The 14,503-nt window shown below is 39.8% G+C and carries 8 protein-coding genes, 2 tRNA genes and 2 pseudogenes; 3 read left to right on the top strand and 9 right to left on the bottom strand.

All coding sequences use genetic code 11. The features are described from left to right. Positions 1–30: 30 nt before the first annotated feature. From PL9214_RS14490 to PL9214_RS14470, 5 genes are all read right to left on the bottom strand, one after another. Positions 31–450, bottom strand: coding sequence for a helix-turn-helix domain-containing protein (locus tag PL9214_RS14490; protein ID WP_245824252.1), 420 nt, complete (start codon positions 448–450; stop codon positions 31–33). A 262-nt stretch (positions 451–712) separates the two neighbouring features. Then, positions 713–784, bottom strand: a tRNA-Thr gene (locus tag PL9214_RS14485). A gap of 66 nt (positions 785–850) precedes the next feature. Continuing rightward, positions 851–932, bottom strand: a tRNA-Tyr gene (locus PL9214_RS14480). Between the two features lie 71 nt (positions 933–1,003). Beyond that, positions 1,004–2,116, bottom strand: coding sequence for a hemolysin family protein (locus PL9214_RS14475; RefSeq protein ID WP_072720050.1), 1,113 nt, complete (start codon positions 2,114–2,116; stop codon positions 1,004–1,006). Between the two features lie 201 nt (positions 2,117–2,317). Continuing rightward, positions 2,318–3,607 (bottom strand): glucose-1-phosphate adenylyltransferase, encoded by a 1,290-nt coding sequence (locus PL9214_RS14470; protein ID WP_072719519.1) that lies wholly within the window; start codon positions 3,605–3,607, stop codon positions 2,318–2,320. A gap of 304 nt (positions 3,608–3,911) precedes the next feature. Between PL9214_RS14470 and PL9214_RS14465 the strand changes: the two genes are divergently transcribed. Next, entirely contained in the window at positions 3,912–6,425 is a 2,514-nt protein-coding gene (locus tag PL9214_RS14465; protein WP_083580029.1) for an NACHT domain-containing protein, read from the top strand. Positions 6,426–6,433: 8 nt separating this feature from the next. Here the strand turns inward: PL9214_RS14465 and PL9214_RS14460 are convergent, their stop codons facing one another. Further along, the gene (locus PL9214_RS14460) at positions 6,434–8,536 is read right to left on the bottom strand and encodes a S8 family serine peptidase (protein ID WP_072719517.1); all 2,103 of its coding nucleotides are present in this window, start codon (positions 8,534–8,536) and stop codon (positions 6,434–6,436) included. A gap of 292 nt (positions 8,537–8,828) precedes the next feature. Between PL9214_RS14460 and PL9214_RS14455 the strand changes: the two genes are divergently transcribed. Together PL9214_RS14455 and PL9214_RS14450 are read left to right on the top strand one after the other, a co-directional pair. After that, a complete protein-coding gene (locus tag PL9214_RS14455) occupies positions 8,829–10,292 on the top strand; it encodes a glycoside hydrolase family 13 protein (protein WP_072719516.1) in 1,464 nt (487 codons plus the stop codon). Positions 10,293–10,432: 140 nt separating this feature from the next. Further along, complete coding sequence (locus PL9214_RS14450) at positions 10,433–11,629, top strand: M20 family metallopeptidase (protein ID WP_072720049.1); 1,197 nt, start codon at positions 10,433–10,435, stop codon at positions 11,627–11,629. Positions 11,630–11,725: 96 nt separating this feature from the next. Here PL9214_RS14450 and PL9214_RS33260 read toward each other — a convergent pair. From PL9214_RS33260 to mnmG, 3 genes and pseudogenes are all read right to left on the bottom strand, one after another. Then, positions 11,726–11,980, bottom strand: a pseudogene (locus PL9214_RS33260) (IS701 family transposase); the annotation flags it as partial. Further along, positions 11,981–12,176: pseudogene (locus tag PL9214_RS33255) on the bottom strand (IS701 family transposase); the annotation flags it as partial. Between the two features lie 212 nt (positions 12,177–12,388). Beyond that, complete coding sequence (gene mnmG / locus PL9214_RS14435; RefSeq protein WP_072719514.1) at positions 12,389–14,305, bottom strand: tRNA uridine-5-carboxymethylaminomethyl(34) synthesis enzyme MnmG; 1,917 nt, start codon at positions 14,303–14,305, stop codon at positions 12,389–12,391. Positions 14,306–14,503 lie beyond the last annotated feature (198 nt).

The following is a 14,503-nucleotide window of genomic DNA, read 5'->3' as shown; positions in this document are numbered from 1 at the left end:
ATAATTTATGTAACAAGTCTTCTAGCTGCTCTACTTTCTTTGTAATATTCTCCTGACTTGAGAGCCGCTCAACTTAATTCCTGTTGCTTGCTCTAAATATGTTGCTAATCTATTTCCTGTCCATCTCCCAAATTCATATCCATATTCTGATGGCTCTTTTTCTACTACTTCTACTAACATTTCTTCATATTCAGCAGTGGCTTTCCGAAAGTTTCCTTGGCTTCTCCCATCTATAAAACTCTCCATTTTATCTGGATCTCCATGAACGGCCCAGTACGCTACTGTCGGATAGGAAATCTCTAAAAAATTGGCTATCTCTTGATACGTTTTTCCCTCATTCATTAATAATAAAATTAATATTCTTTCTCTAATTTGAGCATTTTTATTCTCTTTCATTTCTTTAAGTAATTTTCTTTTTTGCTCTTTAGACAGATGATTTTTGGCTGGCATTGGGGGTTATATTCCTAAAAACACTTAATCTTCTATTATACAATCAAGCTGCGTAGCAGCTTATTCGCTCTACATCTAGCTAATTTGGGGCTCGTTTGGGCATTTCTATATAAAAGTTATGGGTGAGTTACTCATTTTACTCTTAAGCTAGATATAGATTGAGTAATTTTTGAGTAACTCAGTGGTAGAATCTCTCTTGCGTAAGGCTGAAGTCACGATGTAAGCCTTGTCAGCAAGTGCTTAGAGTGAACGAAAGAACAGAAGCCCGTGACGAGGATTGAACTCGTGACTTCCTCCTTACCAAGGAGGTACTCTACCACTGAGTTACACGGGCAAAAAAAATTAAGAAGTAAGAACTAAGATTTGGAAGTTCCTAATCTCTAAGGTTTAATTTTAGAGGTGGGCCGAGCTGGATTTGAACCAGCGTAGGCGTAGCCAGCGGATTTACAGTCCGCCCCCATTAACCGCTCGGGCATCGACCCATTTATTCAACAATTTTATATAGTAGCACAATCTCAGGAAATGTCTAGGGGTTTGGAAAACTTTTTTTCCATTAGGAGGAAGGAGGCTCAAAATACTGACGATTTGGGAGTCGGCGGGATTGTTCTGAAGTTCGGTTTGGGCGGGAGGGATTGCGGGGACGTTGGGTACGACTCGGAAAATCGCTCTCATCGTAAATTTCCCCGACTAACTCCTCTAAAATATCTTCTAACGTGATTAACCCAACGGTTCCCCCATATTCATCAACCACAATCGCCAGGTGGAGGCGCTGTTGTAGCATTTCCTTGAGTAAATCCCCGACTCGTTTCGTTTCGGGAACGTAAACCGGCGGGCTCATAGCTTCGGTGACAGAAATAGTGTTGCGTTCCTCCTCGTGGGTATGAGCTAATTGTAACGCCCGTTTTAAATGAACAATTCCCACAATTTCATCTTTGGATTCTCCTTGAACTGGAATTCGAGAATATCCGGTTTCTAAACATAACTCAATCACTTCGGGTAAAGTGGCTTGGTTGGAAATTGTTCGCATCTCAATTCGCGGTTTAACGACTTCTCGCGCCATTAAATAATCCATCATCAACGCTTTATTCAACAGTTGATGTTTTTGCCAATCTAACTGACCCCGACCCCCTAAAATTTCAATCATCAGTCGTAGGTCTTGCACCGATAACCCCTGCTGGACTCCACCGGGGCTAAACAGGCGAATAATGCTTTGAGTAATCGTTTCTAATAGAACAATAACCGGAGACAGGATAATAGATAACAGGTAAATCGGGCGAACTACAGCTTTAAAAATCGGTAAAATGTTGTTAATGGCAAAGGATTTGGGAGTAATTTCTCCAAAAATTAGGACTAAGAAAGTAACAACAGCCGTTGCAATTCCTATTCCCGCATTTCCTAGCCAAATTGCAAATAAATTACTGGTGAGAATGGCAGAGAAATTATTCACCAAGTTGTTTCCCACTAACAACGTTGTAATAAATCTTGCCCGTTTTTCTAAAACCAAGGTATACATTCCATTGGGGTCACCTTGTTCTTTAATTAAAGCTCGCAGTTTTAAATTATCGAGGGCGGTGATAGCCGTTTCGGAACCGGAGAAAAAGGCAGAGAGAACCAGCATGAAGGTCAGAACCAGAATATCTAGCCCAACATTTCCCAGTAAAGGCATCGCTTCCGCAAGGGCCAACAAGAATTCAGACGGAAAAGTTGTAAACACAACAGGATAAAGTTATCTAAAAAAACTGTTTTGATTGTAGAGCATTGTCATTGTAGTCAGCCAATTTTGAAAAGGAATCTATGCAAGAAAGGACTCCTGATTTTCAGGAAGTCCTCTGAATACAATGGGTTAAGTTTTATTTTGGCAGTAGCCTTAAATCACGGTATCGTCAGGAATCACCGCATTTTTAAGAACAACAACAATTCCACTGCGGATATAAAATCCTAAATCTTCCCGTTCTGCTTCTTGGATATTATCTTTGTTGATAATTTTAACATTGCGACCAATGCGGGCATTTTTATCAACAATTGCCTTACGAATTAAGGTATTAGAACCAATCCCTAATGGAACTCCACCTTCTTGTAAACCCGATTGACGTTCTGAAAACGGTTGATAAAAGTCTGAACCCATAAGCAGGGTATCTTCAATCACACATCCAGCTTCCACACGGGAACGTAAGCCCAAAACAGAATGATCAATCCGACATTCTTTGAGAATACAACCCTCAGCAACAATAGATTCAGTAATGTGACAATCTAAGATTTTCGTGGGGGGTAAATAACGAGAACGGGTATAAATCGGGGATTTTTCGTCGTAAAAACTAAAGGAAGGTTGAGGTTGTTGGGTTAAACCAATATTGGCATTATAAAATGCTTCAATGGTTCCAATATCTTCCCAATAGTCTTTAAATAAAAAGGCTTGAACATTATGATCGCCGGAGGCGCTGGGAATAATTTCTTTACCAAAATCTGTCTGTTCAGGATTGTCTGTTAACAGCTTAATCAAGACATCTTTGTTAAAGACATAAATCCCCATCGAAGCAATATAAGGATTTTCTTTCGCTTGTTCAGGAGATAAACCCAACATGGAGGTATCGACCTGCATTTGTTTGAGAGCGTCTCCTTTTGGTTTTTCACTGAAACTGACCACTCGCCCTGAGTCATCCAGTTTCATTAACCCAAAATCAGAAGCTCGTTTTTCATCAATGGGTAATACTGAAAGGGTAATATCCGCATTAGTATCTAAATGACGTTGGACAAATTGTCGATAGTCCATGCGGTAAAGATGATCACCGGATAAAATCAGATATTGGTCAACGTCCCATTCTTGAAACAACCACAAATACTGACGCACCGCATCTGCTGTACCCTGGAACCAATTGGGGTTTTGGGTGGTCTGTTGGGCGGCTAACACTTCTGTAAAGCTATCATCAAAGCCAGAGAAGTTGTAAGCACGAGCAATATGACGGTTTAAAGATGCTGAGTTAAACTGGGTTAAAACGTAGATTTTGAGGATTTCGGAGTTAATACAGTTACTAATGGGGATGTCGATTAACCGATATTTACCCGCAATGGGCACCGCAGGTTTGGCCCGCATTTTGGTTAAAGGATACAGGCGGCTACCCGCACCGCCACCGAGAATGATTGCTAAAACTCGTTTCACAAAAAATTACCTCTCAACTGCCAATAGTCTTCCCAAGTCCAGTGTCCGACTGTACGGTACTCTTGACAAGGGGGGAGAAGCAAAACCTGTCTTAAGTTTGGGTTAGGGGGAAGTTAACAGGAAGGGATAACAATGGCCAAGGAATTGTTCAAGAAGAATTGAATTTTAAGGGTTGAATCGTTTCTACTTGCATTGTTGTTGATAATTCTTTATATTTTTTTGCTGGATTAATGGGGAACGGTTTTGAATAATTAAGGTTATACCAGAATAAACAGAATCAATTTTGATTCAGAACAGAGGATTTATGATGCACCCATATTGGCATAAGGTTTCTCAGGCGATTAAAGTGGCTGTGGTTGGCGTTTCTTTACCGTTATTGTTGTCGAGTGCTGGGTTAGCGCAACAGAATGTTAAGCAAGAAGCTATTCAGGTTGATCCGAGAATTAAAGAGCCGATTGAGATGTTGATGGATGATAATATTGATAATGATCAAGAAGCTATTAGCCAATTAAGCAAAATTCCTGATGTTGTTAATACTTTAATTCAAGAATTAGAAAATAATAACAATCCTGAAGTTATTGCCTCTGTACTCCAAGCCTTATCAGAAATTGCACAAACTACTAAAATTCTGCCTCAACAAACTGATTATATTACTAATTTAATCATTGATCATAAGTTGCTCAGTCACCCTGATCAGTTAGTGCGTGTTTATGCTATTGATGTTTTGAGCAAGATTGCACCGCCAGAGAAAATACAGAAGACACTTAAAATTTTATTAAATACCCTGAAAGATAATAACAAAGGTGTTCGTTATCGCGCTGCTGGTGCTATCTATTTTCTACTTCGTAAAATTGATTCTTCAGATTTACAACAGGCTCTAGTAGACGTGAGATCAGTTGCATTAACTAAAAGCAATGATTGGCAAGTACGACTAGGTGCTGCTTATGCTCTTGCAAGTAGTGGTCGAGACGTTAAAACCGCAATTACCACCTTTAAACAATTATTAGACCAACAAGATCAAGAAATAACACAAGAGGTAATTACGTCATTGCGTTATGCAGGAGATGAATTATCAATAAAATCATCTAACTTAACAAAAGAAGAAAAGTCCAATGCTAAAGAAGGTTTGGAAGATGCTTTAGATTATTTGAATCAAAACTATAGTAGTGAAGATCAACAATCAAGATCAAATATCACCCAAGCCAAAGAATCTTTAAATTATGCCATCAATAATATTGATAATATACCCGACTCAGTAGAACCTAAAATTATACTGGATTGGATAGTCAGTAAACCTCAAGAATCCGTGCCAATATTAATCATTATATCTTGGCTATATTTTGTTTTAATGTCTCTGTGGTTACGTCCTTTGTGGCTGTTAAGGTGTAATGATATTCTACAGCGCTATACCGATATTCCCTTACCAAATTTTCTAGGAAATCTCAAAATTTCAGATTTATTAAGGTTGCTTTTATTTCGGTCTTGTTACCACCCCAGGGTACTAGACGCATGGGTTAAAGATAATTTAGGTAAAGCTCGTAAAGAATTTGACAAAAAAACAACGGTTAAAGAGCGTAGTATTTATGTTCCCATCCCAGTCATTTTAGATGGTATTGATATAGCGGAATTGACAGCGAAGGAATTGCAAGCTAAATTTAGTGAACAACAAGAATGTCTTTTAATTTGGGGTGAAGGGGGTTCAGGAAAAACAAGTCTTGCCTGTCAAATTGCACGCTGGGCTATGTCAGATGTTCCTGAAAAACGGCTGTGTAAACATCGGATGCTGCCAATATTAGTTGAACAGGAACTAGATGTTAAAGTTGCTGAAGGAAAACAGGTTTTTCTTGAGGTTATCCGAGGTTTATTGAAAAATTTAGTCGATGCTCAGAAGCCGGTTTCTGAAGAATTTTTAGAACAACTTCTGATTCAACAACGTTTACTGGTAATTGTGGATCACTTCTCAGAAATGAGTTCACCAACCCGCGAACAAATTCGTCCTGAATTACCCGGATTTCCTGTTAATGCTTTGATTGTAACATCACGGATGGAGGAATCATTAGGTGGAGTGAATAAAACGATACTTCAACCGATGCGAGTTGAGCGAGATCGCCTATTACCTTTTATGCAGGCTTATATTACTCAACGGGGAAAACACGATATCTTTAAAGATCAAGAATTAGTTAATGCCCGTGATCGACTGTTGATGATTGCCGATAAAAGAGATGTTACAGTGCTGTTAACTAAACTTTTTATTGAACAGATTATTTCAGTTAAAACGGGAGGAAATATTGATAAGTTTCCTCAAAATATCCCTGATTTAATCTTAGAATACTTAAATCGAATTAATGGGAATATATCAGGTGATCATCCAGAAAACTCTAAGATTCATCAGGATGTTAAAATTATTGCTTGGGAATGTCTAAAACAAACGTATCGACCGACAACAGCGTTAAAAGAGACTGTTGTTAAAGCGTTAGGGAGTGATGATGCAGAAGTGCGTCTCAAATATTTAGAAAATCGTCTCTGCATCATCCAAACTATTCCTCCTAGTTACACTGAAATTCGCTTTGTGCTTGATCCTTTAGCTGAGTACCTAGCGGCTATGTCCGTTGTAGAACATTGCGGTAATAATGAGCAGTTATGGCATGAATTTTTTGCTCAAGCCGATATACAACAAGGTACGCCGGAAATGATTAAAGGATTGCTATTAGCAGTGCTAGATTGTTGTTTAGCTAACGATAAAGCTGCAAAAATCCCTGAGTTTGTATTATTAGAACTTGATACGAGAACAAGTTCAGGCTCCAACTCAAAGATTTAAGTTTTTCTCTATCTATTGGGTGGGGTACATGGAATGAGCATTCGTCCGCAACGCGCATTCCAAATTCCATTTTCTTTTATATTACACTCCGCAGATGTACCGTCACTGCATCGTACCATCAGTTCATCATCCTCATTAGGATTACTGGATTTTGAACCACAACCACAAAAACTCAGTTCTCCTAACGCTTTAATTGCACGAGATCTTGCTATTGGGCGATCAGCTTTTTCCAATACTTCTGTCAGAAACTCAATTACAAAATCATCGGCTTGACCCATCTTTAATAGACTTTCAGCCGCGACTAAAGCCGACAGAGGAATGTTGATTTTTCCTACATTTTTCATGCTATTTTTCACTTCTTCAATTTCTTGTTTCAGTGCAGCAACAACATTAGTTTTTGGAGAGCGTATGGTAAAGCTGATTTGATCAATTTCCAGATAGGGGATATCGGGATCATGGCGTCGAGCATCCTTTAGAAGCTCTTGCAGTTTTTGGTCAAGTTGCCACTTAATATCTAATTTGTTTAATTTTTGGGTAAGCTGTTCGTTAGACTGAATATCAACAGAAAAATTCATAAATCCCTCCACTGGTTTGATGTTTTGATGTTTTGAAACTGGGTGTGCATATCGAACTTGAGAATTTCGATTTTGTCTTTTTGTTTCCCCTTTTGCTAATTTTTTTGCTGTTTTTACCGCCTCAAACCCATTAACTAAACCGCTCCCTGTTGCCCAATCAAATCCGGGTTTTGCCGAATGTCCTCCCGTCGCAGAATTGCAATTTCCTGCAATTACATCAATGGCGGTCTGTTGTAGAATTTCATTAGCTTGTTGGGGCGATAATTGCGGGTTAACTTGCTTCATCAACGCGCAAATTCCCGCCACTTGGGGGGCTGCGGCGGATGTTCCACTAAAGGCTGCCCAACCATCTTCTGAGGACGTTTCATCCGCGTCAGGGTGTTTAACACCGGGTATACCAAAAACGGCATCTAACGTGCTTCCAGGGGGAACAGGTAAGACAATATAAGCCGCCCTGGGTTTTTTTCCCACTAACCCACAAATATCAGGAACAATTCGCCCCGAATAGATGTTACTGCTAAAACCACTAGCATAATTACTCGCTTCTAACTTGCCATCAGAATTGATATAAACGCCTCCAGCCGCAATCACATCTGGGTGTTGAGAGGGAAATCCCCAATGTCCATTTCCGGCGGAAAAAACAACAATAATTCCTTGATAAACTGCATCGGCAATATTAGCAGTTAAGGCAATATCATAGGCAGATAAAGGCAAATATTGTTTGCTGCTTCCCCAACTACAAGAAATAACATCAGGACGCAAGGAAACCGCTTTTTTAAAGGCTGCAATGGAATTTTTAAAGTTCCATTTTATCATGGTAAAATTGATATCTGGAGCTACAGAAAATAGATTGGCAGATTCTCCGGTTCCATGTCCATTTTCATCGACTTCGGGATTAATACATCCTGCCCCTAAAATAACTTTACCTTGATATCGATTCCGGGCAAAAAAAGGATGACGATACCATCCAGAATCGACCATGACAACGTTAATCCCTTGACCTTTAATTCCTTGGTGATGAGCCGTTACTGCATTGAGTTTTTGGGCAATATCCTGGGGTATTAAATGCCAATAGGACGGATTTGGAGGAGATTCCGAAGGTAAGCCGACATCTGTATAATAAACAGGTTCACTTAAGGCAATTCCTTCAATTAAATCGGATAAAGGACTAGAAGACGGATCAACAAAACCCACCATATCAGTATCGGGAGTATCTAAAAATGTGGCGATACTTTCTAATCCTCCCCCTTTGATAACGGTTTTGTCTTTAGCAATGATTTTTGTTTTAAAAACCCGCTCGTACAGGTCAATAGAACCTGCAATGCTGAGAGTAACTCGTCCGGTTTGTAAAACTTCAAATCCTTCTGCTTGTAGACGCTGAATCGCTAAATTAACCTGTTGAGGATGAGAATAAAATTGATTAATATTCTCATGGGTAATTTGTTCTGAAAATTGGAATAGGGAAACCCCGCCTTGGGAATGGACGGAGGCTTCCGCATACACAATTGATGGTAATTTATTATTTAAGTCATTCATCCCTCTGGGTGCAAATCCAATAATTTGTTTTTAACCTATCATAGATAACTGAGAAATTTAGGATGTCTTAAGAAAAATTCAATATTTGATCAGGACGCTTGATCTTTTTAAGTAACAATAACTAGGGGTATAATCACTAATGTCCCAGCTTAGTTTAGTTTAGTTAAGTTAAATGAAGTAATTTTGTGAAATTTTGCTTAACTTTAGAATTGCTACCAAAATTTACACCTAAAGTCAGAGGTTAAATAGGATAGAGGCTTTTACTGTATTTTGGATGAGTTATAAGGATTCTATGATTGTACAAACGCCTGATTGGGTCAAACACGCGGTATTTTATCAAATTTTTCCCGATCGCTTTGCTCAAGCTGCCATTCCCCGCAAAAAATTGTTAAGTTCTGATCGCTGGGAACAATGGGATTTACCTCCGAGCTTACAAGGATATAAAGGAGGAAATTTATGGGGCGTGATTGAACAATTAGATTATTTACAAGATTTAGGAATTAATGCGATTTATTTTACCCCCATTTTTCAATCCGCTTCTAATCATCGTTACCATACCCATGATTATTATCAAATTGACCCCATCTTAGGTGGAAATCCAGCGTTTGAAGAAATGCTAAAAGCGGCTCACCAACGCAATATTAAAGTTGTTTTAGATGGGGTATTTAATCATGCCAGTCGGGGTTTTTTTCAGTTTCATGATATCTTAGAAAATGGCCCCCATTCTCCTTGGTTAGATTGGTTTAAAATTGAAGGATGGCCGCTATCAGCTTATGATGGGAGTAAACCTGCAAATTATGTAGGTTGGATTGGAAATCGGGCTTTACCTCAATTTAATCATGATAACCCTCAAGTTAGAGAATTTATTATGGAAGTTGCCGAATATTGGGTTGATTTTGGCATTGATGGTTGGCGTTTAGATGTACCCTTTGAAGTGAAAACTCCAGGGTTTTGGAAGGAATTTCGAGAGCGAGTGAAGGCGGTTAATCCAGAGGCTTATATTGTCGGAGAAGTGTGGGGGGATTCCAGAGAATGGTTAGATGGAACCCAATTTGATGGGGTAATGAATTATTTATTTGCAGGCCCAACCATTGCGTTTACCGCAGGCGATCGCGTTAAAATGGAATTAGTCGAAGGCCCTTCTTATTCTCCCTATCCGCCTTTATTTGCAAAAGAATATGGAGAGAAAATTAAAGCGTTATTAGACTTATATCCTTGGGACATTCAACTCACCCAATTGAATTTACTTGATAGTCATGATACAGCCCGATTAATTACGATTGCTGGAGGCGATAAAGTTACGGTTCAATTAGCTACGCTATTATTATTTACTTTTCCCGGTGCACCTAGTATTTATTATGGGGATGAAGTCGGGTTAGAAGGACAGCTTGATCCTGATTCTCGCCGCGCTTTCCCGATGAAAGAATCTTGGCATCAGGATGTTTTAGATTATCATAAAAAACTGATTGCTATTCGTCATCAGTATCAGGCATTACGAATCGGTTCCTACAAAATATTATATGCTGAGGGAATTGTTTATGGGTTTGCCCGGTGTTTAGAAAACGAAGAAGTGATGGTTTGGGTGAATTCAGGAACTGAACCAGCCCATATTCATTGTACTGTTACCGATTTAAAAACCTGTCCGAATCGGTTGATTTATGGAGAAGGGAAAATTAGCTGGAAACCAGAAGATGAACACACAGAATTAGAGGTATACATTCCCCCGCGTCAAGGGATAATTGTAGCGAATTTTTAGAATCTTCGAGGAGAGAAATTCAAGATCAGGGTATGGCAATGCCATGCCCTAGGGTTAGAAAATTACCCTATAATAAAGAATCAACTTTAATTGAATACTTGGTAATTTCATTCTAGCCCATGACCCAGACTCCCCCATCTATGCTTGAAAAAATTAAAGAGATTGCGACTGCTTTAGCACCTCGGTTAATTGAAATTCGTCGCCACATTCATGCACATCCAGAACTCAGTGGTCAAGAATATCAAACCTCTGCTTATGTTGCTGGGGTTTTATCTTCCTGTGGACTTAAAGTTCAAGAAGGGGTAGGAAAAACGGGAGTTATCGGAGAACTCAAGGGAAACACCACCGCTTCCCGTTGGTTTGCGATTCGCACGGATATGGATGCTTTACCGATGACGGAATTAACCGGGTTAGAGTATGCTTCCCGACAGATAGGAGTCATGCACGCCTGCGGACACGACTTGCACACCACCTTGGGGTTAGGAACAGCGATGGTGTTATCTCAGTTAGGTCAGGAGTTCCCTGGAAAGGTGCGGTTTCTGTTTCAACCGGCGGAGGAAATTGCCAAAGGCGCGACCTGGATGGTACATGATAACGTCATGGAGGATGTGGCGGCGATTTTGGGGGTTCATGTCTTCCCCAGTATTCCCGCCGGATGTGTGGGACTGCGCCAAGGTGCGTTAACGGCGGCGGCGGATGATTTGGAATTAACAATTATCGGGGAGTCCGGTCATGGGGCGCGACCTCATGAAGCTAAGGATGCAATTTGGATAGCCGCACAGGTAATTACCATGTTACAACAAGCCATTAGTCGCACCCAAAATCCGTTAAGACCTGTGGTTTTATCTATTGGTCAAATTATGGGGGGACGGGCTCCTAATATTATTGCGGATCAAGTTAAACTATTAGGAACGGTGCGATCGCTTCATCCTGAAACCTACGAAGCTTTACCTAATTGGATTGAACAAATTGTTGCCAATGTCTGTCAAATGTATGGGGCAAATTATGAGTTAAATTATCGTCGGGGCGTTCCTTCGGTGCAAAATGACCCAATATTAACTCAAATTGTAGAAGAAACGGTACGAGAAGCCTTTGGCACTCAAGCTATTATTAATTTACCCGAACCTTCTTTAGGTGCAGAAGATTTTTCCGTCTATTTAGATTATGCACCAGGCATGATGTTTCGGTTGGGTGTCGGACACAAAAAGAAACAAAATTATCCCTTACATCATCCCAAATTTGAAGTCGATGAATCTGCGATTATTACGGGAGTGGTGACATTAGCTTATTCTACTTATAAATATTGTCAGAAACAATTAACAATGGAAAAGAGTTAATCAACAGGTTGACTATTGTAAAGAAATGTAAAGTTTGCGTAACCCTTGGGGGAACTGCCTATAACTCTATAGTTCTTAACGGGATTTGAACAAAGTTCAAGCCCAAACAAGCCCCAAATTGCTTAGATGTAGAGCAAATACATCATGATTCTCTTGGAGCCAAGCGACAAATCGATAAGATATAGCTGTTCTAAAAGCGGATAAAGCATCAGTAAATGTATTTAACGGTTTGTTAGCCCAACGCCGTCTTAATCCGCCAGTTAACTGTTGCCAAATAATGAAACTGTAGGCACAAAAAACTAAGATTAGATGCCGATGAAGGCTTTTAAGACTTCGAGTCTGATATTCTTGATGCAATTGGTGATAAACCACGCAAAGCTGCATTATTTGACATCTGAGTTAAGTTTTTTCGTTCACTTTCGCCCAATAATCCTCCTAAATAGTGCCTAAATCCTTTTTTTTGAGATGGATTCCTGAATACCAAATCGAACCTAGCGCACCATTTCTCAAAGCACGGTGGCATAGCAGAGGGAGTGGTTTCTTTCATGGCAGCTTCCCAACGTAGAATACTTACCCTATCGATATTATAGACGTTTTATTTCTTTTTTTCTGTTTAAGTACCGATAATGAACCCAATTATTAATTATAAAAAATACCCAAGTTTTGGGTAGGGGCGAGGCGCGCCTCGCCCCTACACTGAATTGGATTTTCAGACTGATGTACAACTGATTTAAACTTACTATCAAAAATCAGTGAACTTTAAGAATTAAGACTCACCTGATGTTGACGATTTCGCACTTCTAAATAAATCAATAACGCATTAATATCAGCAGGATTCACCCCGCCAATTCTCGACGCTTGACCCACCGTTAATGGTTTAACTTTCATTAACTTTTCTCGCGCCTCCATAGACAAAGTTTCAATTTTCATATAGTCTAAATCTTCAGGTAATGCCCGATTTGATTGGCGACTAACTTGGTCAATTTGGTTTTGTTGGCGTTGCAGATACCCTGAATATTTAATCTCGATTTCTGTTCCTTCTTTTTCCAGTTGATTAAGATTAATATTGCCTAAATTATACTTTTCTAAATCAACGTAATGGAACCCTGGCCGACGCAATAAATCTGCTAAGGTAATTGACCCTTTAATTTTTTGTTGGGTGTCATTAAAAATCGCAATTCCCACCGGATGATTTTCCTTAATTCGAGTCGAGTATAACCGCTCTTTTTCAGCAATAATATTTTCTTGTTTCTGTTGAAATAACTCCCAACGACGGTCATCAATTAACCCAATTTCTCGACCCAACGGCGTTAACCGTTCATCCGCATTATCAGACCGTAATAATAACCGATATTCAGACCGACTTGTTAACATTCGATAGGGTTCTCGCAAATCTTTGGTACACAAATCATCAATTAACGTTCCGATATAACTTTGTTCACGGGAAAATACAATCATTTGTTGATGTTTGACAAATCGCACCGCATTAATTCCGGCTACAAAACCTTGCGCTGCCGCTTCTTCATAGCCCGTTGTGCCATTAATTTGTCCCGCACAAAATAGCCCCTCAATTTTCTTCGTCATCAACGTGGGATAACATTGAGTGGCGGGTAAATAATCATATTCCACCGCATAAGCCGGACGCAACATTGCACAATTTTCTAAGCCTGGAAGACTTCTTAACATTTGCAATTGCAACGTTTCTGGTAAACCTGTCGAAAATCCTTGAATATACAACTCAGGAATATCTCGACCTTCCGGTTCTATAAAAATCTGATGACTTTCTTTATCCGCAAACCGAACAATTTTATCTTCAATACTCGGACAATAACGGGGGCCCTTCGCATCCACCCAACCGCCATAAACCGGAGATAAATGCAAATTTTCTCGAATAATTCGATGGGTTTCGGCTGTGGTTCGAGTCAAATGACAACACATTTGTTCCCGTTCAATTTGAACTTCCGGGTCGAAACTAAACCACCGCACTTCTGTATCTCCCGGTTGCGGTTCTAACTTAGAATAATCAACAGACCGTTTATCCACTCGCGCTGGAGTTCCGGTTTTTAATCGTCCCGTTTCAAACCCTAAACGGTTGAGAGTTTCTGTTAATCCAATAGCTGCAAATTCTCCCGCCCGTCCAGCAGCCATTGATTTATTCCCGACCCAAATTATTCCCCCTAAAAAAGTACCCGTTGTTAAAATTACTGCTTGGCATTTAAAGGCAACTCCAAAATAAGTTTGTACTCCAATAATTTCCTCATTTTTACCTAAAATTAAATCCGTCACCATCCCTTCTCGGACGGTCAAATTATCCTGATTTTCAATAATAGTTTTCATCACGGCGGCGTATTCCCGTTTATCGGTTTGCGCCCGTAACGCCCACACCGCAGGGCCACGAGAAATATTCAGCACTCGTTTTTGCAAATAGGTACGGTCAGCCATTTTGCCAATTTCCCCCCCCAAAGCATCCACTTCATGGACGAGTTGGGACTTAGCAGGGCCTCCGACAGCCGGGTTACAGGGTTGCCAAGCGATTTTATCCAAATTTAAGGTTAACAGCAGGGTACGGCATCCCAACCGCGCGGAAGCCAGCGCTGCTTCACAGCCGGAATGTCCAGCACCGACAACAACAATGTCAAATTCATCTAAAAATTCTACTGAAGATGTTAGGGTCATAGGTTAGTTTAAGGTTTTATAGACTTATTTTTTGATTTTAGCGGTTAAAATTAATATCATCATAATATCCCGTTTCTGTATTTACATAAATACAGCTTATTAAACCAATTTCTCCAATCACTCGATGTNCTTTTGGAGAAGCCGGCACAGGAGTGCTAGAGATTCCAAAAGTAGCGATAGAGGGCATTTGGAGATTTT

Source organism: Planktothrix tepida PCC 9214, assembly GCF_900009145.1.
Classification (GTDB): Bacteria; Cyanobacteriota; Cyanobacteriia; order Cyanobacteriales; family Microcoleaceae; genus Planktothrix; species Planktothrix tepida.
Note: the sequence above shows the minus strand (reverse complement) of the source record. Positions and strands in the feature narration are given on the sequence as shown.

Coding starts and splice junctions, on each gene's coding strand:
- PL9214_RS14490 (WP_245824252.1), bottom strand. CDS start 450: ATGCCAGCCAAAAATCATCTGTCTAAAGAGCAAAAAAGAAAATTACTT.
- PL9214_RS14475 (WP_072720050.1), bottom strand. CDS start 2,116: ATGCCTTTACTGGGAAATGTTGGGCTAGATATTCTGGTTCTGACCTTC.
- PL9214_RS14465 (WP_083580029.1), top strand. CDS start 3,912: ATGATGCACCCATATTGGCATAAGGTTTCTCAGGCGATTAAAGTGGCT.
- PL9214_RS14460 (WP_072719517.1), bottom strand. CDS start 8,536: ATGAATGACTTAAATAATAAATTACCATCAATTGTGTATGCGGAAGCC.
- PL9214_RS14455 (WP_072719516.1), top strand. CDS start 8,829: ATGATTGTACAAACGCCTGATTGGGTCAAACACGCGGTATTTTATCAA.
- PL9214_RS14450 (WP_072720049.1), top strand. CDS start 10,433: ATGCTTGAAAAAATTAAAGAGATTGCGACTGCTTTAGCACCTCGGTTA.
- mnmG (WP_072719514.1), bottom strand. CDS start 14,305: ATGACCCTAACATCTTCAGTAGAATTTTTAGATGAATTTGACATTGTT.